The sequence below is a fragment of the Amycolatopsis sp. NPDC004079 genome (assembly GCF_040610415.1).
GTDB lineage: Bacteria > Actinomycetota > Actinomycetes > Mycobacteriales > Pseudonocardiaceae > Amycolatopsis > Amycolatopsis halotolerans.
On the sequence record NZ_JBEXMH010000010.1, the window covers coordinates 25,312 to 46,150 of the forward strand.

Consider the following 20,839-nt stretch of genomic DNA (forward strand, 5'->3'; position numbering starts at 1 on the left):
CGAGGAGGAATCCCGTGGGAGAGTTCGTAACCCTGGAAGTCGAGGGCGGGGTCGGCACGATCCGGCTGGACCGGCCGCCGGTCAACGCGCTGAACAACCAGGTGCAGGCCGAGCTCGCCGAGGCCGCGCGCGAGGCGTCCGACCGCGACGACGTGCGCGCGGTGATCCTCTACGGCGGCGAGAAGACCTTCGCCGGCGGCGCGGACATCAAGGAGATGGCCTCCCGCACGTACCCGGAGATCGCGAAATTCGGCGCCGAGCTGACCGCGTCGCTCGCCCGGGTCGCGAACATCCCGAAGCCGGTCGTCTGCGCGATCACCGGCTACGCCCTCGGCGGCGGCCTCGAACTGGCGCTGACCGCGGACTGGCGCGTGGCGGGCGACAACGTGAAGGTCGGCCAGCCGGAGATCCAGCTCGGCATCATCCCCGGCGCGGGCGGCACGCAGCGGCTGACCCGGCTGATCGGCCCGAGCAAGGCCAAGGACCTCATCTTCACCGGCCGGTTCGTGAAGGCCGAGGAGGCGCTCAAGCTGGGCATCGTCGACGAGGTCGTGGCCCCGGACGACGTGTACGCCGCCGCGCACAAGTGGGCCTCGCAGTTCGCGAACGGCCCGGCGATGGCGCTGCGCGCGGCCAAGGCGGCGATCGACTCCGGCCTCGACGTGGACCTGGCCACCGGCCTGAAGATCGAGACGCAGCTGTTCACCGCGCTGTGGGCGACCGAGGACCAGAAAAACGGCATGCAGTCGTTCATCGACAACGGCCCCGGCAAAGCCAGTTTCGAGGGGAAGTGACTTCCGTGTCCGACCCGGCGCCGAATCCGCACGCCACCGAAGACGAGGTCAAGGCGGCCTACGCCGACCCGAAGCTCGCGAACGTCCTCTACCACGACTGGGAAGCCGGGACGTACGACGAGAAGTGGTCCATTTCCTACGACGAGCGCTGCATCTCCTACGCCACTGACGTGTTCAACGCGGTCGCGGGAGACGACGGCCAGCCGTACCAGCACGCGATGGAACTGGGCAGCGGTACCGGCTTCTTCCTGCTGAACCTGATGCAGGGCGGCGTCGCGAAGAAGGGTTCGGTCACCGACCTGTCGCCGGGCATGGTGCAGGTCGCGCTGCGCAACGCCGAGGGCCTCGGGCTCGACGTCGACGGCCGGGTCGCCGACGCGGAGCGGATCCCCTACGACGACAACACGTTCGACCTCGTGGTCGGGCACGCGGTGCTGCACCACATCCCGGACGTGCGCCAGGCGTTCGGCGAGGTGCTGCGCGTGCTCAAGCCGGGCGGGCGGTTCGTGTTCGCCGGCGAGCCGACGAAAATCGGCGACCGCTACGCGCGCCGGCTCGGCCAGTTCACCTGGTACCTCACCACGAACATCACCAAGCTGCCCGCGCTGAGCGGCTGGCGGCGTCCGCAGTCCGAATTGGACGAGTCCTCGCGGGCGGCGGCGCTCGAGGCCGTGGTCGACATCCACACCTTCGACCCGTCGGAGCTGGAGTCGATGGCGCGCGGTGCCGGTGCGCAGGACGTCCGCGCGGTCACCGAGGAGTTCTCGGCGGCGCTGGCCGGCTGGCCGATCCGCACCTTCGAGGCCGCGGTGCCGCAGGAGAAGCTCACCGTGCGCTGGCGGCTGTTCGCCTACCACCTGTGGCTGCGACTGTCCGCTTTGGACAAGAAGCTGCTGTCGAAGGTGCTGCCGCGCGAGCTGTTCTACAACGTGATGATCACCGGGACCAAGCGGCCGTCCTGAATTGCCCTACGGTTTCACGCTCGACGACGTCGCCTTCCTGCGCTCCGCCGCGGGACGGGCGGCGCTCGCCGAGTGCTCCACTTTGGACGCTTCGCGGATCGCGGACGTCACGACGGCTCGCCGCCTGGTCGGGGAGCATGCCTCTCCGGTGCTGGAAACCGTTGCGCTGCGGCGTAAATCGGTTCTGAAACTGGCTTCTTCTGCCGAGTGGTTGTTCACTGCCGACGCTTTGCAGCAGGCGAGTGCTACTCCGGTGGCTCGGCATCGCGCTTCCCGGCTTGCTGGTCTCGCCGTGCATGACGTCACGTGCTCGGTAGGCGCGGACCTGGTCGAACTGTCTCGGGTCGCTTCGGTCGCGATGGGGTCCGATGTGGACCCGGTGCGGCTGGAAATGGCTAGGCACAACGCTTCCGTCGCCGAGGTGTCGCCGCTCGTCGCGCGGGCCGATGCCCTGCAGCCGGTTTCCCGGGACACCGCCGTGGTCGCCGATCCCGCCCGTCGCGACTCCGCCGGTCGCCGGGTGTGGCGTCCAGTTGACTTCCTGCCGCCGCTCGACGAACTCGTGGCCGCCTATCCCGGCCGGGTCCTGTCGGTGAAATGCGCCCCCGGCATGGACTTCTCCATCGCACCCTGGGCGGACGAGGTGGAACTCGTGTCCCTTGACGGTCAAGTCCGCGAGGCCTGTCTGTGGCGAGGGCTTTCGTCGGGTGTCACGCGCCGAGCGACAGTGCTGCGCTCGGATGGTGCACAGTGGACTCTCACCGACGCGGAACCGGACGACATTCCCGTGCGGGCAGCGGGGGAATGGCTGGTGGACCCTGACGGCGCAGTCGTCCGCGCCGGACTCGTGCGGCATTACGCGGCGCGGCATGGGTTGTGGCAGCTGGACGAACGCATCGCCTACCTCACCGGCGACACGCCACCGCCGGGCGTGCGTGCCTTCCGAGTGCTGGAACAGTTGCCTTACCGGGAAAAAACGCTCGGTCAGGCGTTGAAGAAGCTCGATGTCGGACGGCTGGAAATCCTCGTCCGCGGTCTCGACGTGGACCCAGACGCCTTGCGTCGCAAGCTGAAACCGCGTGGTCACGAAGAGTCCACTGTGGTGCTCACGAGAATCGGCCGGTCCCCGGTGGCGTTCGTGTGCCGGGCCGAACGCATCCCAACGGAGGGTTTTCAAGCCGGTTGACGCGGCGTAAGTTCTGCGGGTTGGCGAATAATCACTGGAGGGTCGCTGTGTCTCGTTTTCCCGCTCTCGTCAAACTTGCCGCCGCCGCGGCCGTCGGCGCCACCGTCGCCGGAGGCGCGACCGCACTGGCCGGGTCGGACGCCGTCACCGCCGCGCACGGCCGGGAGCCGGCCAACATCGGCCAGGTGAAGAACGACGTCAAGGCGTACTACGGCGACTGGCTCGACGCGTCCGGCAAGCACCACTACTCCGAAACCAGCCGGTTCGTCACCGACACCCAGCGCGTGGTCGCCGACGCGAAGCGGTACCTGCAGCAGAAGCTGGGGAAGGTGAAGAACCCGGCGATCGTGCTCGACGTGGACGACACGTCCGAGATCACCTACGGCTGGGAAGCCGACAACGACTTCGGCTTCGACCCGGTGAAGCAGCAGAAGGCCATCGACGACGGCACCTTCGAGGCCAACAAGCCGGTGCTGGAGCTGACGAAGTGGGCCGCCGAACGCGGCGTTCAGGTCTATTTCCTGACCGGCCGCAACGACAAGCAGGGCCCGCAGTCGCTCAAGAATCTCGCGAACGAGGGCTACCCGACACCGACCGGCGCGTACTTCAAGCCGAAGACCACCGCGCCGGACTACCTGCCGTGCGGGCTGAACTGCAACACCGTGCAGTACAAGTCGGGCACCCGCGCGCACATCCAGTCGACCGGCGCGCACATCGTGCTCAACCTCGGCGACCAGTTCAGCGACCTCGAAGGCGGCTACGCCGACCACCCGGTGAAGCTGCCGAACCCGATGTACTACCTGCCCTGATCTTTCGTGCCGGAGTCAGCCCGGGTCCCGCGCCGGGCCCGGGCTGCTCCGCTTTCGTCAGCCGGAGTACCCGGCGAAGATCCTCGAGAATTCGTACGGCTGCTGGGAAATGTTGGTGCACCGGTACAGCGCGCCGGTGCACGCGTTCGCGTCCCGGCCGAGTTCCCAGAACGACAGCATTCCCATGTGGACACTCTGCGCGAAGCTGACCACCGCGCTGGCGTCCTTCTGGTAGAAGATCTCGTTCTGCGAATCGTTGACGCCCAGCATCGGGGTCAGCCCGACCTTCTGCCAAGCGTCCGCATCGGACAGTCCGAGCGCCGTTTTCAGTTGCCCCTGCGTGGATTGCGCCGCCTGGATCGCCTTGGCCCCTTGGTCGCCGGCACCCTGGTAGTAGTCCATCGCCATGACGTTCACCAGGTCGAGATTGATGCCCGCGTCGTGCGCCGAGGTCACGACGTTCAGCCCGTCCGCCGTGAGCCCGGTCGGAAGCACCGGCAGCGTCAGCGAAATCTTGAGCCCGGGATTGTCGTCCTGCACCTTTTTCAGTGCTTCGGAACGAAGTTTGATCGAACCGGGGTCGGCGACCGCCGCGCCCTCGATGTCGACGTCGATGTATTTGAGGTCGTAGGCTTTGATCACCGCCTCGTACTCGCCGACGAGCGAATTGACGTCGCCGCACGCCTGCGCGAGCTCGACGCCGGACGCGCCGCCGAAGGAGACTTTGACATCTCCGCCAGCCGCGCGAATCTTGGCGATTTCGTCGGACTGCCACCCCTGCCGGGGATCGTAGGCAGCGAACCAGCTGGCCTTGCACGCGGCTCCGGTGACGAAGCCGAGCGTGAAACTCTTGATGCCGCTCTGCTCGGACATCGACGACAACACGGGCGACGGCCACGCGCCCATGTCCACATAGGGCGCGAGCGCGATCGACGAGTCGCTCGCCGCGGCCGCGGTGCTCTGCGGCACCGCGAGTCCGGCTACGGCCAGCAGCCCGCCGAGCGCGGCCGCCAGTTTCCGGGGGGAGGACAGACGCATGGGTGGAACCTCCACGGTGAGGACCGAGGGGTGGAAAACCCCTGTCCAAAAGGTATAGACCAATAATCCCGCGGAGGCCATGGGCCATTAGTATGCCGATCCGTCCCGATGAACGGGATTCAGTGTCGCGAGGCGGGCCGGAACCGCAGGTCGATCGCGAGCGCGGGATCCCCGTCGTGCACCCGGTCCCACCGAACCGGTTTCCCGCCCGGATTGTCGAACAGCCGCACCCCGGACCCGAGCATCACCGGCATCAGATGCACGAAGAACTCGTCGACAAGCCCCAGCTCAACGCACTGGCGCGCGATATCTTGGCTGTGCAGCTCAAGATCTTTCCCGCCCGCCGCCGCGAGCCCGATCTCGACCGCCTCCCGGACGTCGCAGTCGAGAAACGTCACCCCGTCCTCTGCCTGCGCGTCCTCGGGATGATGGGTAAGCACGAAAACCGGCCCGCTCCACGCCCCGCCATACGGCTGCTTGGCGACCTTCCCCGGCGCTGTTGCCGCCAGCGCGTCAAACCCGCGCCGTCCGCCCAGAATCGCCCCGATCCGCGCGATGGATTCCTCGTGCACGCCCGGCGTGATGTGCACCCCCGACATCCAGTCCATCGCATGCCCGTCCGCCGCGACGAACCCGTCCAGCGACATCGCGACGTGCCACAACACCTTGCCCATGGCTCCTCCTCGTTCTTTCGATACGAGGTAGACCGGGGGAGCGGCGAAAACTCATCGGTCCTCAGGGCGTCAAATTCTCCGCGCAGATGCTCAACAGCTCAGCCAGCCGTCGCCGCTCGGATTCCGGCATCCCGGCCAGCATCCGCTCCTCGATGTCGTCGACCACCCGATGCGCTTCTTTCAGTCGAGCCTCGCCGGTCGCGGTGAGCCGCACCGGCCGTGCCCGCCCCGTCGACGCTTCCTCGGCGACCGCGACCAGCTCGGCCGTCTTCAATCCGGTCAGCACGTCCCGCAACGACTGCCGCGTCACGAAACACTGCCGCGCCAACTCGGCCGACGAGGCCCCCGGGCTCTCCGCCAGCGCCGCCAGCACCGCGTATTGCGCCATCGACAACCCGATCGGCCGCAACAGTTCGTCGGACGCCTGCCGGAACGCCTGCTGCACCCGCTTCACGAGATACCCCGGCCGTCGCGTCGCCTCTTGACTCATGACAGGAACCTTACACATAATGGCCCCTTGTCAGGAACCTGTCATTGCGGAGGAGGACCCGTGACCCCCACGACCATCAGCACCGACGCCGACGTCGCCACCTTGATCAACGTCTTCACCGTCGCCCCGGAGAAGCAGCAGGCCCTGGTGAAGGTCCTGACAACGGCGACAGAAGAGGTCATCGGCCGCCGCCCTGGCTACGTGTCCGCGAACATCCACGCGAGCACCGACGGCACGCGCGTCGTGAATTACGCCCAATGGACGAGCGCCGAGGCCCTCCAGGCGATGTTCGCCGACCCGGAATGCCAGGAGCACATGTCCGTGGCCTTGGCACTGGCCGAGTGCGAACCGCACCTGTACACCGTGGAATCCGTGCACCACGCCTGATGGTCCGGCGCAGTGCCCGGCGTGCCATCAAAGTCCGCGTGCTGAACTTCCCCAGCCCGGACGGATCCGAGCGGGACCGAAAGCGCGTCGGAGCTTCTTCGCACGCCCCGTTCCGCCGAAATCCATGCGCTGCTTCCGGCTCAATCAGCCGCGGCCTCGCACCGCCCGTCCCGGCGGCTCCGGTCCGGCCGCCCCCTGACTGACCGGACCGGAGCCGCCGCTTCGTCACCGCTTCCGGGCCACCAGCACCGTGTCCCGAACCACCGTCTCGGCCCCGACCGCGGCCCGCTCCCGAGCCTCCGCGGCCACCGAAGCCCAAGACTGGTCCAGCGTCTCCGCCACTTCCCCGGCCGTGAACATCATGTCCGGCATGTGCGGCCGCCCGGCGTGGACGTCGGCGGGGTCATGCCCCACCACCAGCAACGTCCCGCCCGGAGCCACCGCGTCCGCGAGCCGCGCGAACGCCACCGTCCTGGCCGCCGACGGGATGTGCAGGAAATGCGTCGTCACCAGGTCGAACTTCGACTCCGGCACCCATTCGCCCACATCGGCGGCGACCCACGTGATCCGCTCGCCCACGCCGAGTTTCGCCGCCTGCGCGCGCCCGCGTTCGATGGCCGTCGTGGAGAAGTCGACCGCCGTCACCCGCCAGCCCTGCTGCGCGAGCCAGATCGCGTCGCCGCCCTCGCCGCAGCCCGCGTCCAGCGCGTGGCCCGGTTCCAGTCCGGAAGCCTCGGTCACGAGCTGGTCGTTCGGCCGCCCGCTCCACATCTCGTCCCGCGAGCGGTACCGCTCCTCCCAGGACTGGCGGTCGAACGGCGGATGCTCGTTAGTCCGCGCGACCTCCCGCTCCATCTCGTGCGAGAACGGCATTTCCCGCTGCCGGACGGCTTCCGCGGCTTCCTCCTCGACCAAATCGCCGTTGATCGCCGCACCGGCCATCAACCCCGCCGCGGCCGAAACCACGACCTGCGCCCGCATGTCCGCGACGTTCCCCGCCACCCACAAGCCGGGAACGGACGTCCGTCCCGCCGCGTCCGCGGGGACCTTCGTGCCGATCACGAAACCGTTGAACTCCACCGGCTCCGGCTCGATCCCGAGCGGCGCGAGAAAGTCCGCGCGCGTCCTGGCCGGCGCCGCGACGGCCAGCGCCTCGCGCGCCACGACCTCGCCCGATTCGAGCCGCACCCCGGTCAGCTGGTCGTCCTCGGTCTCGACCGCGGCGACCGCCCCGTCCACGATCCGGATCCCGCGCGCCAGCAGCGGAGCCTCCTCGAAATCCCCGTGCGTGTGCCGGAAAACGACGACGTCGTCGGTCAGCTGCCGCCACATCAACGCCTGGTGCACGGTCATCGGACCGGTCGACAGCACGCCGATCGCCCGGTCGCGCGCTTCCCAGCCGTGGCAGTACGGGCAGTGCAGCACGTCCCGGCCCCACCGTTCCGCCAGCCCGGCGACCTCGGGAAGCTCGTCGACGAGACCGGTCGCGACCAGCACCCGCCGCGCGTGCGTGCGCCGCCCGTCGGCCAGCGAGATCTCGAACCCGTTGTCCCCGTTGGCGATCGACGTCACCGTCTGCGCGAGCACCTCGCCGCCGTACCCGGCCAGCTCCGCGCGGCCGATCGAGAGCAACTCGGCAGGCGGCGTGCTTTCGCGGCCAAGGTAGTTGTGCACGTGCCCGGCCGGCGCGTTGCGCGGCTCGCCGGAATCCACGACCAGCACCGACCGCCGCGACCGCGCGAGCGCCACCGCCCCGCTGAGCCCGGCCGCACCGCCGCCGACCACCACCACGTCGTACTTCTCGTCCACTGGATCCTCCTGTAGTCCCCTTGCCCCGGACTATCCGGAGAACGCGCCGACTTGACAAAGTTCTTTGCCGAAGTGGCAAATTGAACGGCATGAGCGAAGACGACCAGGACCTCGGCGAGGTCCTGCACGCGGTCGGCCCGAGGCTGCGCGCCCTGCGCAAGCAGCGCAACGCGACGCTGACCGGCCTTGCGGAGACGACCGGGATCTCGGTGAGCACGCTGTCGCGGCTCGAAGCCGGCCAGCGCAAACCGACCCTGGAGCTGCTGCTCGCCCTGGCCCGCGCCTACCAGGTCCCGCTCGACGAGCTGGTCGGCGCGCCGCCGACCGGCGATCCGCGCCTGCACCCGAAACCGTTCGTCCGGCACGGCCGCACCTACCTGCCGCTCACCCGGCGGCCGGGCGGCCTGCGCGCCTACAAGATGATCCTGCCGCCGGAGCGCCTCCCCGAACCTCCGGACCAGCGGGTCCACGAGGGGTACGAGTGGATGTACGTCCTGTCCGGACAGTTGCGCCTGATGCTCGGCGAGCACGACGTAGTTCTCCGGCCGGGCGAGGTCGCCGAATTCGACACGCACGTTCCGCACTGGTTCGGCAACGCGGGCGCCGAGCCCTGCGAGGTCCTGGCCCTTTTCGGCCCGCAAGGGGAGCGGTTCCACGTCCGCGCCCGGCCTGCCTCTTGACGCATACCCATATCGGCATATGATTGTCCGCATGGCACGGGCAGCGACCACCGCGGACGTCTTCAACGCCGTCGCCGAACCGCGGCGCCGGGAGATCCTGGACGTCCTCGCCGACGGCGAACGTCCGGTGAACGACCTCGTCCGCGTGCTGGGCCTGGGGCAGCCGCAGGTGTCGAAGCATCTGCGAGTACTGCGCGAGGTCGGCGCGGTCGAGGTGCGAGACGAGGGCAGGCAACGCCTTTACCGGCTGAACGCCCGCGCGCTCAAACCGATCCACGACTGGGTGCGTCGCTACGAACGCTCCTGGGAGGAACGGTTCGAGTCGCTGGACGCCGTGCTGGAAGAAATGGGCTCGACCGAGGAGGACGATCATGACCGACACGACGACCGGCACGGCGAAGGTGACGCTGCCCGCTGACGACCAGATCCTGATCACCCGGGATTTCGCCGCCCCGCGGCGGCACGTCTACCGTGCCTGGACCACGCCGGACCTGGTGAAACGCTGGTGGGCGGGCAAACGAGGCAATGTGACGTCCGTGGACATCGACCTGCGGGTCGGCGGCCAGTGGCGCTATGTGCTGATCGCGAACGGCAACTTCGAGGTCGCCTTCCACGGCGAATATCGCGAGATAGTTCCCGAGGAGCGCCTGGTCCACACCGAGGTCTACGAAACCCCGGGAGCCTTGGACGTGGAGGCCCCCGTGGTCACCGTGACGTTCGCCGAATCGGGCGACCGCACCACGGTGACCATGCTGACCGAAACGCACACCAAGGAACTCCGCGACACCATTCTGGAATCCGGCATGGAAGGCGGAATGCAGGAGTCGATGGACGCGCTGGAAGAGGTCGCGGCTTCGCTGCCGTGAACCGGCGAGGCGGCCCGGATTCCGCTGTCCGGGCCGCCGCGATTCAGCCGTACGAGTAGAACCCCTCGCCGGTCTTGATCCCGAGCTTGCCCGCCTCGACGTACGTGCGCAGCAGGTCCCGCGGCCCGGCGGGCAGGTGCGGGTTCTCGTCCGCGTAATGGTTTTCGATGTCCAGCACCACGTCCAGGCCGACCTGGTCCATCATCTGGAACGGCCCGTACGGCAGATGCCAGTTGATCTTGAACATCCCGTCCACGTCCTCGGGCCGGGCGACGCCCTCCGCGACGACGGCGAGCGATTCCCGTTTGATCGCCGCCCACACGCGGTTGAAAATGAACCCGACGCTTTCCTTTCGCGCCTCGAACGGATGAATGCCGAATTCCGGCAACACCCCGAGCAGCGTGTCGAGCACGGTCCGGCCGGTTTCGCCGTCGGACATGAGGTCGACCGCGTTCGCCGTCGGCGGCATGTAGAAGTGGATGTTGCACAGTCGCGATTTGTCGCGCACTTTCTCGGCCATCATCCGCGACGGGTACGACGACGAGTTCGTGGCGAAGATGGTGTCGGCGGGCGCGGCCTCGTCGATTTGGCCCCACAGCGGGATTTTGATGTCCAGCCGCTCCGGCACCGCCTCGACGACGAGCCACGCGTCGCGCAGGGCGTCCTCGATCGACGCGGCGTCCTCGACCTGGCCGATCTCGCCGCTGCCGCGCTTTTCGAGCAGGACGGGCAACGCCTCCGCCACGTATTCCGCCGCCGCCGCGACCTGTTCGGCGCTCGGGTCGCTGATCCGCACGGTTCCGCCGCGCGAGGCGAACATCAGCGCGATGCGCCTGCCCAGCGTCCCGGCGCCGAAGACGGTGACCGGCCGGTCGCGGATCTGGTCGAATGTGTACGCGTACGGCATGGCGGGCTCACCTTTCGATCTTGAGCCAAGAAGACCATCCGTCCTCGCCCGCCGCAATTCCGCGGCCACTGGCGGGGGACCGGCTCGCGTAGAATGCGGCGGTGGTCGATGTTCGCGAGGTTCGCCGTCTCTGTTACGGCTTCGCCCGTCGTACCAGCGGAACCCTCGCCGAATTCCGCGTCCCGGACGTCACGCCGAACTTCTGGCAAGCCGTCGTCGAGTATCCCGACCGCACGGTCTCGGTCGTCGCCGCCAACGACGCGCCGGTGCTCGCGCTCGCCCGGCCCCGCTCGCTCGACTTCGCGCCGTCCCGGGAATGGGGGCCGCTGGAGTTCGTCGACGAGCCGGAACTGGCCGCCGTGCTAGCGGAAACGGAGCAGTTCCGGGTGCTCGCGCCGGCCGACCTCGAACGTTCCTTCAAGGCCGAAGACTGGCCGCACCTCACCCGGTCCGACATCGCGTACTGGAAACCGGCGACCGTCGGCGAAGCTCTGTTCAATTACTGGGATTGACCTCCCGGACTCCGGACAGCGGGAAGGTGCCGCCGCCGGAAATCGTGACGGAACCGGTGAACACGTCCCCGTCGACCGTGCCGGTCACGCTCACCTCGAAGCGCACCGGATCAGTCACCAACGCGGTTAAGGCGATTTCCCGGCCGTCGACCGTTCCGGCCACGATGGGGACCGTGACGTTCAGCTGGGAGTCGAAAATGGAACCGGACACCGCGGCGCCGTCGGTCGCGAGGTCGAGAAGCAGGTCTTTGCTCCCGGCCGGGTGCACGAACGTGACCTTCCAGGTGCCATCCGGACCGGTTTTCCCGCTGGCGGGCCGGGAAGCCTGCGCCGGGCGGGCCACCGGAACCGGAGGCTCGCCGAGTGCGGGTTGTCCGGGTTTCACCGGAACGCCCGCGGAATTCAGGAACCCCGCCATCATCCGGTAATAGCCGACGAGGAACAGGATCTCGATGACCTCGGCATGGTCGCGGGTCGCGGCGAGAGCCGTCCAGGTTTCGTCGGACACAAAGACATTCGCGCACAGTTCGTCCACGGCACGCAGCACCGCGTCGTCCTCGGGCGACCAGCTGGCGTCCGGGTCGGAAAGCGCCGTGATCTCGGCTTCGGTCGCACCACCGCCGAGCGCGGCAGGCGCGTGATTGGCCCATTCGTACGGCGCGTCGCACCGGAGCGCGACGCGGAGGATCGCCAGCTCACGGATCCGCGGATGCAGTTTCCCTTGACTCAGCAGGAAAGCGCCCAATTTCCCGGACGCCTCCATCACCTCCGGCGCGCGGGCGAGAACCTGGATCACGGTGTCCGCGCCGAGTTTCGCCAGCTTTTGCTGCTCGGGATCCATCTCGTCGAGTTCGAGCGGCGGGATGCGGGGAATCCTCGCGTGCGGCATGTCAGTTTCCTTCCGCGGGCAGGCGATCGAGGGCCGCCCGCGCTTCGTCGAGGCTGAGCTGGGGATGCGAGTGGATGTCGATCAACGCGCGGGCGAGGAGGTTGTCGCCAGCCGGACTGAGGATGTCGACGCCGGCCGCGCGGGAAATGTGCTGGTGCAGCACGGTGATCGACAACGCCATCGCCGCACCGATCGCAGCGCGGACCTTCGGCTCGACCGTCGGCGGGTCCGGCCGTCGCCGATCATCCGCGACGAGCCGGTCCGCGCCAGCTTCGACCATCGCGTCGAACAACGGCGCGACCCCGCCTTCGACCAGCGCCCGGACGAGGTAATCCCGATACGGCCCGACGGCGATTCGCGCCGCCGCAACCGGATTCGCCGCGACGCTGGTTTCGGGGTCGGTCAACTCGGCCAAATCAGCCGGGACCTGGTCGTTGAGCTTGCCGAGGAGCTTTGCCAAGTGCGCGTCGCACGCCTCGCGGAGCTCCTGCTTGGACCCGAAGTGGTGCCGCACCAACCCCAAAGACACGCCCGCTTCCACGGCGATGCCCCGGATCGTGGCGCGCTCGAAGCCATGCTCGCCGAAGTGCCGCATCGCCGCGTCGCGGATCCGGGCGCGCGCGGTCAGGTCGTCGGGGTCGGTCATGACGCCGTCGCTATACGCATGAACAGCAGGCTATACCTGCGTATAGCCCTCGCGCCAGACGAGGACACCGTTGTCCCCGCACTACTGCTGGTCAGAACTGCTTCTCGCCACCGTCGACGTAAATGTTCGCGCCGAGGATGAAGCTGCTCTGCTCGGAGGCGAGGAACAACACGGCGTCAGCGACCTCGCGCGGCGTCCCCATCCGTCCGAGCGGAACTCGCGCCGCGAAACTCGCCCGAGCCTCGTCGACCTTGTCCGCGCCGACCGCCTTCTCGAGCACCGGCGTGTCGATGGTCCCGGGCGAAACCACGTTGACCCGGATGCCGCGCCCCTTCAGCTCGTTGGCCCAAGTGCGAGCGTAGGACCGAAGCGCGGCCTTGGATGCCGAATACGTCCCGAACGCTTCAAGGCCGTCATCCGCCCGGACCGACGAATTCAGAATCACCGACGCACCTTTGTTGAGCAGCGGCAACGCTTTCTGCACTGTAAACAGCGCGCCGCGGACGTTGGTGCCGAAGACCTGATCGAAGTGCTCCGCGGTCGTCTCTTCCAGGCTCGCGAACGATCCCGCCGCCGCGTTGGCGAACACGACGTCGAGCCCCTTGCCCCGAGCGCGAACCGCGTCGTAAAGCCGATCCAGATCATCCAGGTCAGCGATGTCCCCCGGTACCGCAGTCGCCGCCCCGATGGTCTTCACGGCCGCGTCCAGCGCGTCCCGATTCCGTCCAGTGATGAAGACGTACGCCCCCTCGGCCGCGAACCTCTCGGCGGCAGCCAACCCGATCCCGCTGCTTCCACCGGTGACGACCGCCGTCTTGCCCTCGAGCTGCCCCATTTGCCGACCTCCGATTATTTAGGTACCGATCGGTACTAAATGAAACCGTAGCACTTCCGGACCGATCGGTACCGAAGGGCTACACTGGTGCGGTGACCACTCAGGACAAGCCGCCCATCGGCCGCCCGCGCAGCTTCGACGCCGACGAAGCGCTGCGGCGCGCGATGCTGGTGTTCTGGGAGCAGGGCTACGAAGGAGCCAGCCTGGCCGATCTGACCGGGGCCATGGGCATCACGAAAACCAGCATGTACGCCGCTTTCGGCAACAAAGAACAGTTGTTCCGCAAGGCTCTAGCCCTCTACGACGAAGGCCCCGCCTCCTACGGCCCACGAGCCTGGGCGGAGCCAACCGCCGCCAAGGTAGCCGCCGCGATCCTCAACGGGGCCGTCCAAGCAACGACCGACCCCGACTGCCCACCCGGATGCCTAGGCGTCCAGGGCTCGCTGGCCGCGGGCGAACTAGGCCTCCCCGCACGCGAATTGCTGGTCGAATGGCGCAACGCCGCCCGTCGAGCCCTGGAGAAACGCTTCCAGCGCGCCGTAGACGAACACGATCTACCCCCGTCCGCCAACCCGGCCCGGCTGGCTCGCTACGTCATGACAGTCGCGTTCGGCATCGCCGTAGAAGCAGCCAGCGGCGCGAGCCGGGATGAGTTGCAGGAAGTCGCCGACGCAGCCCTTTCCACCTGGCCGGAACTTCAACGACCGCAGTAAAGATCAACCGCGACAGCCATCCGCTCCCGAAACTCGTCGCGGGTTTTCGCGTCGTACTTGATGCCGATCGCCGTGCTGATCAACGTCCCAGCCACGTCGGCAGCGGAGCGACCGCCGATCGCCTCGGTAACAAGCACCCGGAACTGCTTCGGATATTCAGCCGGCATGTCACCGAGCAATTCGGGATTCGAGTCGATCAGGACGCCAATCTCCGCAGCCATCGCCCCGACGTAGCGCCCGGCCCAATGATCGAACGCCTCAACCAGCCGCTCCCGCAGCGGTCGCCGCAAATCGGCGAGAGCACTCCGCGCCGCCGAGATGCTGCCGTCAAGCGAATGCCGCACCGTCGCGCGGAACAACTCCGGCTTGGACGAGAAGTAGAAGTACAAGCCAGGACGCGAGATGTCCGCAGCCTTAGCGACGTCGTCCATGGACGCCTTGCGATACCCGTAGCGCGCGAAGACCTCCAACGCCGAGTCCAGTACGTGCGTGCGCCGATCGCTGCCCATAGACACACTATACAACTCACGCCTAACCCGTATAGTCGAAAGGGTGCCTCAACCTTCCCGCATCCACGCTGCCTTAGCCGCCACGAGCACCCCCGCCGACGTCGGCGCAGGCCCCAACCACACGGCCGTCAACGCCGCTAGCGCCACCACCGCAGACTTGATTCACGCAGCCGTCAAGACCACCAGCGCCACCGCCGACGTCGCCACAGACCCGACCCACGCGGCCGTCAATGCCACCGCCACCACCGATGTCGCCGCAGACGTGATCCATACGGCCTGCAGCTCTACTGGCGCTGCCGCCGACGTTGCCGCAGACCTGATCCACGCGACCATCAAGGCCAGCGTCGCCGCCGATGTCGGCGCAGACCTGATCCACAGGGCCAGCAATGCCACCAGCGCTGCCGCCGATGTCGGCGCAGACCTGATCCACGCGACCGTCAATGCCACCGGTGCCGCCGCCGACGTTGGCGCAGGCCTCAACCCAGCGGTCGTCAATGCCACCGCCACCACCGACGTCGCCACAGACCTGATCCGCACGGCCTTCAACGCCACCAGCACTGCCGCCGATGTCGTCGCAGGCCTGGACCTCACCGGCATCCGCGCCGTCGTCACCGGTGCCACATCTGGCCTAGGCCGAGAAACAGCCCGCGCGCTCGCCTCAGCCGGCGCCGACGTCACCCTGGCCGTGCGCAACCCTTCTGCGGGCAAAAACGTCGCCGACGCCATCGCCACGTCCACCGGAAACCACGCCGTCCGCGCCGCGCACCTGGAACTGGCCGACCTCGCCACCGTCGCCCACTTCACCGCCAGTTGGGACGGCCCGCTGCACCTGCTGATCAACAACGCCGGCGTCATGCGCCCAACGCTGGGCCGCACCCCGCTGGGCTGGGAACTGCAGTTCGCGACCAATCACCTAGGCCACTTCGCACTGGCACTGGGCCTGCACGACGCCCTGACCGCCGGCGCGAACGACCGCGGAGCGGCCCGGATCGTCGCAGTGACCTCAGGCGCGCACATGTACTCATCTGTTGTCTTCGATGACATCCACTTTACCCAGCGAGCCTACGACCCCCAACTGGCTTACGGACAGTCGAAAACGGCCAACTCGCTGTTCGCGGTGGAAGCGACCCGCCGATGGGCGGCCGACGGAATCGTCGCCAACGCGGTCAACCCAGGCGGAGTTTCCACTGGCCTGCAACGAGATTTCACCCAAGACATGAAGGATCACCTAGACCGTCTGGAAGCCGCCGGCGTCTTCGCCTACAAGACGATCGAACAAGGCGCAGCCACCACGCTCGTCGCCGCGACCGCCCCAGAATTCGCCCATAACGGTGGCCATTACCTGGACGACGGCAACGAAGCCGAGACAGCCCCCGACGACGCCGACTTGGCGGACAACAGCCACGCCGTCAAGCGCTGGGCCCGCGACGAGGCGACCGCGCGGAGACTGTGGGGGGTGTCCCTGGACCTGGTCCGCCAACACTGACCGGCTTCCGTCAAGTTGTTCGCTCGCATCGCTGGCTCTCCGCAGCGGACAAGACATCCGGGGTCGCGGATCTGTAGTTGTCCTTGCGAGCGGTGAACTCTGCACCCAAGGCTTCCTTGACACCGGTCGGACTTACTGGGGCGCAGTGTTGTGCAGAACCAGCTTCATTGCTGGCGTTTCCAGCCCAACCCGTCCGAACCGCCGGTCGCATCGACCGCACTGATGGTCAGGCCGTCGGCCGCCCCGCGCCCGCGTAGTCGTCGCCCGGCTTCCGATACGGATGAACCTGCACCGCCTGCCCAGTCTGCGGCGCGTCGATCATCTGCTGATTCCCGATGTAAAGCCCCACATGATGGATCTTCGTCGTCGGCGCACCGTAGAAGATCAAATCGCCCAATTGGGGTTCGCTCACATGGGCAACGCTGCGGAATTGCGTGTCCGCCGTCCGCATCAGCTTGACGTCGGCGCTCGCATAAGCCGCGGTCGTGAGACCGGAACAGTCAAAACCCGGGTCAGCATCACGGGTCCCGTTACCGCCCCAGACGTACGGCAGTCCAATCTGGTCAATCGCGAAGTCGACCGCCGTGAGCACCGCCGGATTGGGCGGCTGCTCGCTCTGCCCGACCGTTCCGTAGACATTGGTCGTCGCAAGCGTCCGATGCAGAACCACCGGCGCCGGTTCCAGCGTCGCGACCCCGTTCCACCAGTCCGTCGCCAGATCGCGGCCATTCACGCAGAGCGCACGTCCAGCCGTGAGCGCCGAATCGTCGATGTTCTGAATGTCAGGCTTCCCGCCAGACGCACTCCGCTGCCACTTGCTCCACACCGCAGGGGAGATCTGCAACGGTCCCGCCGCCCCCGGCGTCGAAACGGTTCGGTGATAGAAGTCGAGAACCTCAACCGTGCCAAGCGGTTTCGCGAGAGTCCCGTTCTCCCTGACTTGATTACCCTGCGCCCGGCCATGATCGCTGGTGACTTTCCCGATCGCGGCGAGAGTGATCCAGGACAGGTGACAATCGGGCTTTTCCTTGCTGAGCGTGACAGTCGCCTGCGCGTACCCGTTCATCGCCCGCAACGGAATGTCGAGCCACTGACTGGTCCGAGACGCCCACGGCCCGAACTCCCCGGCCCGCGGCACCCCAGGCTGAACCGGTACCACCGACGTCGGCGCAGCGGAAGCCGGAGCGGTCTTCGAGGTAACCGGAGCCACCGACGATGTCGCCGCGACGTTCCCGGAATTCGCGTCACTGGCCCCGCCCGGCAAAACCTGCACCGCGACGGCCAACGCCGCAACGACCACTACAACCGCCCCCAGCGCGACCACAGCCCGCCGGTTCCGCGCGAGAAAACCCTGCTTCGCGGAAGGCGCGCGCCCTTCGCCGTCCGACGCCTGGAATCCGTCGCCACTAAACGGCGACGCACTGGTCAGCTCAGATGCCTCGCCATTCAGCGGCGACTCGCTGCCCGGCTCGGTCACGTGGCCTTTCAGTGGCGACTCGCTGCCCGGCTCAGGTGTGTCGCCGCTCAGCGGCGAGATGCTGGACGGGCCGGGCGCGCCGCCGTTGGATGCCGAGACGCTGGCTGACTCAGGACCCTCGCCGTTCCGCGGCGACCCGCTCGCCGAGCCGGACACGTCGCCATTGAGCGGCGACTCGCTGGCCAAGTCGGCAGCGTCGCCGCTCAACGGCGAAGCACTGGTCGGCTGAGATACGTCGCCACCCAACGGCGAGACAGCACCCCGCTCAGCCATTTCGCCGTTCCGCGGCGAACCAGAGCTCGATGCAAATGCCTCGCCGTTCGGCTGCGAAACAGCGTCCGGTCCGGGGTCGTCGCCACCCAGTGGCGAAGCGCTGGTCAACTCAGGCACATCGCCACCCCGCGACGCCTCATCAGCCAGCCCAGAAGTTTCGCCACTCAGCGGCGACACACTGGTCGACCCACGATTCTCGCCGTCCACCGGCGACGTCTCGCCCACGGACGAACCACCCGCGCCGACCGATTCACCGCCCGCCGGCGATACCCCGCCCACCGACGACCCAGCCGATTCGCCAATCACCGGAAGCGAAGCCGCACCCCCAGGCTCACCACCGCTCTCACCCACCACCGCACCAGGCGTGACCTGCGATTCGCCATCCAGCGGCGATCTCCCGGTCCCCTCCATCACTGGCCTCCGGCGAGTCTCGACAACACGAACTCGCGCAGCACATCCAGCTCCGTATCCACCGCCACCTCGACCGGCCGCCCGGTCGCCGCAGTCGGGACCTCCCGCCGGTCGACGATCGTCATGCCTCGGGTCGGGCCGAGGCCGGAGTCGACGTCGACCGGGTAAGTCTCCGTGTGCAGGAGGCCCGGCCGGATGGCCTCGGCGACGGCCACCGCGTCGTGCATGACGATGCCTTCGTAGCCGAGCACCTGCCGGTAGTGCACGAGGTAGTCCGGCGTGAACGAGTCCAGCGCCTGCCCCACCGGCCCGGACGCGGCGAGTTTCGCCAGCCACGCGCTGTCGACCGCGCATCGGTGAGTGAGATCGAGGGGGACCATCACGCACGGGACGTCGTCCTCGGCGAGCACGCGCCGCGCCGCGTCCGGGTCGGCCCAGATATTGAATTCGGAGACCGCAGTCGAGTTGCCAAGGGCGAGCGCGCCGCCCATCAGGACGATTCGCGCGATTTTCGAACGCACCCCGGGGTGAGCGGCGAGCAGGGCGGCGATGTTCGTGAGCGGACCGATCGGCGCGATGGTCACCGGTTCGTCCGAGGCTTCGATCAGCGAGACCATCAGGCTGACCGCGTCGGAATCTTCGAGCGGGCGGGTCGCGTCGGGCAGCGAAGCGGCGTGCCCGGAAAGCCCGTCGGAACCGTGGACGGTGCTCGACCGGTGCAGTTCGCGGTAGAGGAGCGGCCGCGAGGCACCCGCGGCGACCGGCACGTCCGGGCGGTCGCACAGTTGCAGCAGCCGTCGCGCGTTCGAAGTCGTCGTGGTCAGCGGCACGTTGCCGAAGACTGTCGTCACGCCCAGCAGGTCGACGTCCGCCGACCTCGCAGCCAACGCGATCGCGAAAGCATCATCGACGCCGGGGTCGGTGTCGATGATCAGCTTGGTCCCCATCGTGCTCCCCTTGCGTGTGGCTGGCCGTCGTCCACAGGTTACGGTCAAAGGCATGACGTCGATGTGGGGTGCGCCCGCGTTGTCGCGCGTGCGCGCCTGGCGGCGGGCCCGGCGGGACCCGCACCAGGCGAAGTTCCTGACGGCCGACTCGCTGCGCTGGGTGCTGCGCAATCGCGCGTACACGCCGTGGTACCTCGTCCGCTACTACCGGCTGCTCAAATTCCGCGTCGCGAACCCGCACATCATCCTGCGCGGCATGCTGTTCCTCGGCAAGAACGTCGAGATCCACTGCCGTCCCGGATACGGCCGGATGGAAATCGGCCGCTGGGTGCACATCGGCGACGGCAACGCCATCCGCTGTCACGAGGGGTCCCTTCGCATCGGCGACAAGTCGGTGTTCGGGCGGCAGAACGTGATCAACTGCTACCTCGACATCGAGCTCGGCGCCGCCACGCTCGTCGCCGACTGGGTGTACATCTGCGACTTCGACCACGTGACCGCGGACATCCACGTGCCGATCAAGGACCAGGGCATCGTCAAGTCGCCGGTCCGGATCGGCCCGGACACGTGGCTCGGCACGAAGGTCAGCGTCCTCAAAGGCACGCGCATCGGCCGCGGCAGCGTCCTCGGCGCGCACGCGGTCGTGCGCGGTGACATCCCGGACTACTCGATCGCGGTCGGTTCACCGGCCCGGGTGGTCCGCAACCGCGAGGACGACTACGCCGCGGATGCGGCCCGGCGCGAGGCCGTCGCCGACATGGCTCGCAAGGCGAACAAGGCACTGCAGAAGACGCTCGGCGACAGCTGACGTAGCGGGGCGGCGTGTCGAGTTCTCCCGCGAAAATAGCCTGACAGCGTCGATAACCTCGGCTTATGAGCGAAGCCCTGCGTCGGCACGTCGCCGCTTTCAACGACCGTGACCTTCGAGGTCTCCTCGACGGCTTCACCGACGACGCCGTCTGGATCACCGGCAGCAGCGTCGTGCGCGGACGCGACGAACTCACCGAGCTGTTCAGCGGTGCGATGGAACAACTTCTCCCGACGTTGACGGTCGAGAACGTTCTCGCGGACGGTGACCAGGTCGCCGCCCAATTGACTGAGCGCCTCACCCACAACGGCGAGGACCACGTTTTCGCCATCGCCGGCTTCTATCGGCTGTCCGGAGACCGGATCGCATCGGCGAAGATCTACCGCGAGGGCAGCGCCGAACTCGGCTGACCGGCGTTGCCGTTTTTTGGCGAATCGCTCTGAACTGCGCAAACTCTCCTCCGCGTGGCTCGATTCGCCGGTCGACGGCCAGCAACAAACTGTCTTCAACCGTCTCTGCGGAGAGACTGCTCCGACAATGCCCTCGCCACTACGTCGTCGATAAAGGCGGTCTTCGCGGCGGTGTAGGCAGCACGGTCCGTACAGAACCGCTGGGCGAGCGATCGCTTCAGCTTCACGTACGAGTGACCTGTGTCGAGGTGGTGCGCTGGAGGGCCGGAGCAACCGGGCCTGTCGCCAGTCAGCGGCGAAACCAGAGAAATCAGCGACACC

General features: G+C 67.7%; 25 protein-coding genes. 13 read left to right on the forward strand and 12 right to left on the reverse strand.

Features of this window, described 5'->3' with window-relative positions:
• Window positions 1-14 precede the first annotated feature (14 nt).
• From ABZX37_RS13320 to ABZX37_RS13335, 4 genes are read left to right on the forward strand one after another with little or no spacing between them, the layout of a single operon-like run.
• Window positions 15-794 (forward strand): enoyl-CoA hydratase-related protein, encoded by a 780-nt coding sequence (locus tag ABZX37_RS13320; protein WP_354739111.1) that lies wholly within the window; start codon window positions 15-17, stop codon window positions 792-794.
• Window positions 791-1,756, forward strand: a complete 966-nt coding sequence (locus ABZX37_RS13325) for a class I SAM-dependent methyltransferase (RefSeq protein ID WP_354739113.1) — start codon at window positions 791-793, stop codon at window positions 1,754-1,756. Before ABZX37_RS13320 ends, ABZX37_RS13325 begins: the two co-directional genes overlap by 4 nt.
• Window position 1,757: 1 nt before the next feature.
• Window positions 1,758-2,942 carry a class I SAM-dependent methyltransferase gene (locus ABZX37_RS13330; RefSeq protein WP_354739115.1) on the forward strand — a complete coding sequence of 395 codons (1,185 nt, stop codon included), beginning with the start codon at window positions 1,758-1,760 and terminating at the stop codon, window positions 2,940-2,942.
• 47 nt (window positions 2,943-2,989) lie between these two features.
• Entirely contained in the window at window positions 2,990-3,751 is a 762-nt protein-coding gene (locus ABZX37_RS13335; RefSeq protein ID WP_354739117.1) for an HAD family acid phosphatase, read from the forward strand.
• A 57-nt stretch (window positions 3,752-3,808) separates the two neighbouring features.
• Here ABZX37_RS13335 and ABZX37_RS13340 read toward each other — a convergent pair whose 3' ends face one another.
• The 3 genes from ABZX37_RS13340 to ABZX37_RS13350 form a co-directional block, all read right to left on the reverse strand.
• Entirely contained in the window at window positions 3,809-4,789 is a 981-nt protein-coding gene (locus ABZX37_RS13340; RefSeq protein ID WP_354739119.1) for a chitinase, read from the reverse strand.
• 119 nt (window positions 4,790-4,908) lie between these two features.
• Window positions 4,909-5,463 (reverse strand): dihydrofolate reductase family protein, encoded by a 555-nt coding sequence (locus ABZX37_RS13345; protein WP_354739121.1) that lies wholly within the window; start codon window positions 5,461-5,463, stop codon window positions 4,909-4,911.
• A gap of 61 nt (window positions 5,464-5,524) precedes the next feature.
• Window positions 5,525-5,953, reverse strand: a complete 429-nt coding sequence (locus ABZX37_RS13350; protein ID WP_354739123.1) for a MarR family transcriptional regulator — start codon at window positions 5,951-5,953, stop codon at window positions 5,525-5,527.
• Window positions 5,954-6,013: 60 nt separating this feature from the next.
• On the opposite strand from ABZX37_RS13350, the gene ABZX37_RS13355 reads away from it, so the two are divergent.
• Window positions 6,014-6,340 (forward strand): antibiotic biosynthesis monooxygenase family protein, encoded by a 327-nt coding sequence (locus ABZX37_RS13355; protein ID WP_354739125.1) that lies wholly within the window; start codon window positions 6,014-6,016, stop codon window positions 6,338-6,340.
• Between the two features lie 225 nt (window positions 6,341-6,565).
• On the opposite strand, the gene ABZX37_RS13360 is transcribed toward ABZX37_RS13355, so the two are convergent.
• Window positions 6,566-8,149 (reverse strand): FAD-dependent oxidoreductase, encoded by a 1,584-nt coding sequence (locus tag ABZX37_RS13360; RefSeq protein WP_354739127.1) that lies wholly within the window; start codon window positions 8,147-8,149, stop codon window positions 6,566-6,568.
• An 89-nt stretch (window positions 8,150-8,238) separates the two neighbouring features.
• Here ABZX37_RS13360 and ABZX37_RS13365 point away from each other — a divergent pair, with 89 nt between their 5' ends.
• Genes ABZX37_RS13365 through ABZX37_RS13375 form a run of 3 tightly spaced genes read left to right on the forward strand, consistent with a single transcriptional unit; the run spans window position 8,239 to window position 9,695 of the window.
• Complete coding sequence (locus ABZX37_RS13365; RefSeq protein WP_354739129.1) at window positions 8,239-8,829, forward strand: XRE family transcriptional regulator; 591 nt, start codon at window positions 8,239-8,241, stop codon at window positions 8,827-8,829.
• 31 nt (window positions 8,830-8,860) lie between these two features.
• Window positions 8,861-9,247, forward strand: coding sequence for a metalloregulator ArsR/SmtB family transcription factor (locus ABZX37_RS13370; protein ID WP_354739131.1), 387 nt, complete (start codon window positions 8,861-8,863; stop codon window positions 9,245-9,247).
• Window positions 9,201-9,695 carry an SRPBCC family protein gene (locus tag ABZX37_RS13375; RefSeq protein ID WP_354739133.1) on the forward strand — a complete coding sequence of 165 codons (495 nt, stop codon included), beginning with the start codon at window positions 9,201-9,203 and terminating at the stop codon, window positions 9,693-9,695. Before ABZX37_RS13370 ends, ABZX37_RS13375 begins: the two co-directional genes overlap by 47 nt.
• A gap of 43 nt (window positions 9,696-9,738) precedes the next feature.
• Here the strand turns inward: ABZX37_RS13375 and ABZX37_RS13380 are convergent, their stop codons facing one another.
• A complete protein-coding gene (locus tag ABZX37_RS13380) occupies window positions 9,739-10,602 on the reverse strand; it encodes a 3-hydroxyacyl-CoA dehydrogenase family protein (RefSeq protein WP_354739135.1) in 864 nt (287 codons plus the stop codon).
• A 101-nt stretch (window positions 10,603-10,703) separates the two neighbouring features.
• Here ABZX37_RS13380 and ABZX37_RS13385 point away from each other — a divergent pair, with 101 nt between their 5' ends.
• Window positions 10,704-11,114 carry a hypothetical protein gene (locus ABZX37_RS13385; RefSeq protein WP_354739137.1) on the forward strand — a complete coding sequence of 137 codons (411 nt, stop codon included), beginning with the start codon at window positions 10,704-10,706 and terminating at the stop codon, window positions 11,112-11,114.
• Here the strand turns inward: ABZX37_RS13385 and ABZX37_RS13390 are convergent.
• From ABZX37_RS13390 to ABZX37_RS13400, 3 genes are all read right to left on the reverse strand, one after another.
• On the reverse strand, window positions 11,098-12,003 hold the full coding sequence (locus tag ABZX37_RS13390) for a carboxymuconolactone decarboxylase family protein (protein ID WP_354739139.1): 906 nt from the start codon (window positions 12,001-12,003) through the stop codon (window positions 11,098-11,100). The two genes, ABZX37_RS13385 and ABZX37_RS13390, sit on opposite strands and share 17 nt — an antisense overlap.
• A 1-nt stretch (window position 12,004) precedes the next feature.
• Window positions 12,005-12,649 carry a helix-turn-helix domain-containing protein gene (locus tag ABZX37_RS13395; RefSeq protein ID WP_354739141.1) on the reverse strand — a complete coding sequence of 215 codons (645 nt, stop codon included), beginning with the start codon at window positions 12,647-12,649 and terminating at the stop codon, window positions 12,005-12,007.
• A 91-nt stretch (window positions 12,650-12,740) separates the two neighbouring features.
• Window positions 12,741-13,484 carry an SDR family oxidoreductase gene (locus ABZX37_RS13400; protein WP_354739143.1) on the reverse strand — a complete coding sequence of 248 codons (744 nt, stop codon included), beginning with the start codon at window positions 13,482-13,484 and terminating at the stop codon, window positions 12,741-12,743.
• 92 nt (window positions 13,485-13,576) lie between these two features.
• Between ABZX37_RS13400 and ABZX37_RS13405 the strand changes: the two genes are divergently transcribed.
• Window positions 13,577-14,197: a TetR/AcrR family transcriptional regulator gene (locus ABZX37_RS13405; RefSeq protein ID WP_354739145.1), complete on the forward strand. Its 621-nt coding sequence runs from the start codon at window positions 13,577-13,579 to the stop codon at window positions 14,195-14,197.
• Here the strand turns inward: ABZX37_RS13405 and ABZX37_RS13410 are convergent.
• On the reverse strand, window positions 14,182-14,706 hold the full coding sequence (locus ABZX37_RS13410) for a TetR/AcrR family transcriptional regulator (RefSeq protein WP_354739147.1): 525 nt from the start codon (window positions 14,704-14,706) through the stop codon (window positions 14,182-14,184). The two genes, ABZX37_RS13405 and ABZX37_RS13410, sit on opposite strands and share 16 nt — an antisense overlap.
• A gap of 43 nt (window positions 14,707-14,749) precedes the next feature.
• Here ABZX37_RS13410 and ABZX37_RS13415 point away from each other — a divergent pair, with 43 nt between their 5' ends.
• Window positions 14,750-16,192, forward strand: a complete 1,443-nt coding sequence (locus ABZX37_RS13415; protein WP_354739149.1) for an SDR family NAD(P)-dependent oxidoreductase — start codon at window positions 14,750-14,752, stop codon at window positions 16,190-16,192.
• Window positions 16,193-16,418: 226 nt separating this feature from the next.
• Here ABZX37_RS13415 and ABZX37_RS13420 read toward each other — a convergent pair whose 3' ends face one another.
• A complete protein-coding gene (locus ABZX37_RS13420; protein WP_354739410.1) occupies window positions 16,419-17,516 on the reverse strand; it encodes a C40 family peptidase in 1,098 nt (365 codons plus the stop codon).
• A gap of 836 nt (window positions 17,517-18,352) precedes the next feature.
• Entirely contained in the window at window positions 18,353-19,300 is a 948-nt protein-coding gene (locus ABZX37_RS13425) for a nucleoside hydrolase (protein WP_354739150.1), read from the reverse strand.
• 52 nt (window positions 19,301-19,352) lie between these two features.
• On the opposite strand from ABZX37_RS13425, the gene ABZX37_RS13430 reads away from it, so the two are divergent.
• Window positions 19,353-20,108 (forward strand): acyltransferase, encoded by a 756-nt coding sequence (locus ABZX37_RS13430; protein WP_354739152.1) that lies wholly within the window; start codon window positions 19,353-19,355, stop codon window positions 20,106-20,108.
• Window positions 20,109-20,173: 65 nt separating this feature from the next.
• Window positions 20,174-20,518: a nuclear transport factor 2 family protein gene (locus tag ABZX37_RS13435; protein ID WP_354739154.1), complete on the forward strand. Its 345-nt coding sequence runs from the start codon at window positions 20,174-20,176 to the stop codon at window positions 20,516-20,518.
• A 95-nt stretch (window positions 20,519-20,613) separates the two neighbouring features.
• Here ABZX37_RS13435 and ABZX37_RS13440 read toward each other — a convergent pair whose 3' ends face one another.
• On the reverse strand, window positions 20,614-20,838 hold the full coding sequence (locus ABZX37_RS13440; protein WP_354739155.1) for a GrpB family protein: 225 nt from the start codon (window positions 20,836-20,838) through the stop codon (window positions 20,614-20,616).
• Window position 20,839: the final 1 nt, after the last annotated feature.

Bases quoted from the DNA above. Each gene is read 5' to 3' on its own strand.
- ABZX37_RS13340 (WP_354739119.1), bottom strand. From the start codon at position 4,789: ATGCGTCTGTCCTCCCCCCGGAAACTGGCGGCCGCGCTCGGCGGGCTG.
- ABZX37_RS13410 (WP_354739147.1), bottom strand. From the start codon at position 14,706: ATGGGCAGCGATCGGCGCACGCACGTACTGGACTCGGCGTTGGAGGTC.
- ABZX37_RS13435 (WP_354739154.1), top strand. From the start codon at position 20,174: ATGAGCGAAGCCCTGCGTCGGCACGTCGCCGCTTTCAACGACCGTGAC.
- ABZX37_RS13345 (WP_354739121.1), bottom strand. From the start codon at position 5,463: ATGGGCAAGGTGTTGTGGCACGTCGCGATGTCGCTGGACGGGTTCGTC.
- ABZX37_RS13370 (WP_354739131.1), top strand. From the start codon at position 8,861: ATGGCACGGGCAGCGACCACCGCGGACGTCTTCAACGCCGTCGCCGAA.
- ABZX37_RS13425 (WP_354739150.1), bottom strand. From the start codon at position 19,300: ATGGGGACCAAGCTGATCATCGACACCGACCCCGGCGTCGATGATGCT.
- ABZX37_RS13395 (WP_354739141.1), bottom strand. From the start codon at position 12,649: ATGACCGACCCCGACGACCTGACCGCGCGCGCCCGGATCCGCGACGCG.
- ABZX37_RS13380 (WP_354739135.1), bottom strand. From the start codon at position 10,602: ATGCCGTACGCGTACACATTCGACCAGATCCGCGACCGGCCGGTCACC.
- ABZX37_RS13390 (WP_354739139.1), bottom strand. From the start codon at position 12,003: ATGCCGCACGCGAGGATTCCCCGCATCCCGCCGCTCGAACTCGACGAG.
- ABZX37_RS13375 (WP_354739133.1), top strand. From the start codon at position 9,201: ATGACCGACACGACGACCGGCACGGCGAAGGTGACGCTGCCCGCTGAC.
- ABZX37_RS13350 (WP_354739123.1), bottom strand. From the start codon at position 5,953: ATGAGTCAAGAGGCGACGCGACGGCCGGGGTATCTCGTGAAGCGGGTG.
- ABZX37_RS13365 (WP_354739129.1), top strand. From the start codon at position 8,239: ATGAGCGAAGACGACCAGGACCTCGGCGAGGTCCTGCACGCGGTCGGC.
- ABZX37_RS13430 (WP_354739152.1), top strand. From the start codon at position 19,353: ATGACGTCGATGTGGGGTGCGCCCGCGTTGTCGCGCGTGCGCGCCTGG.
- ABZX37_RS13400 (WP_354739143.1), bottom strand. From the start codon at position 13,484: ATGGGGCAGCTCGAGGGCAAGACGGCGGTCGTCACCGGTGGAAGCAGC.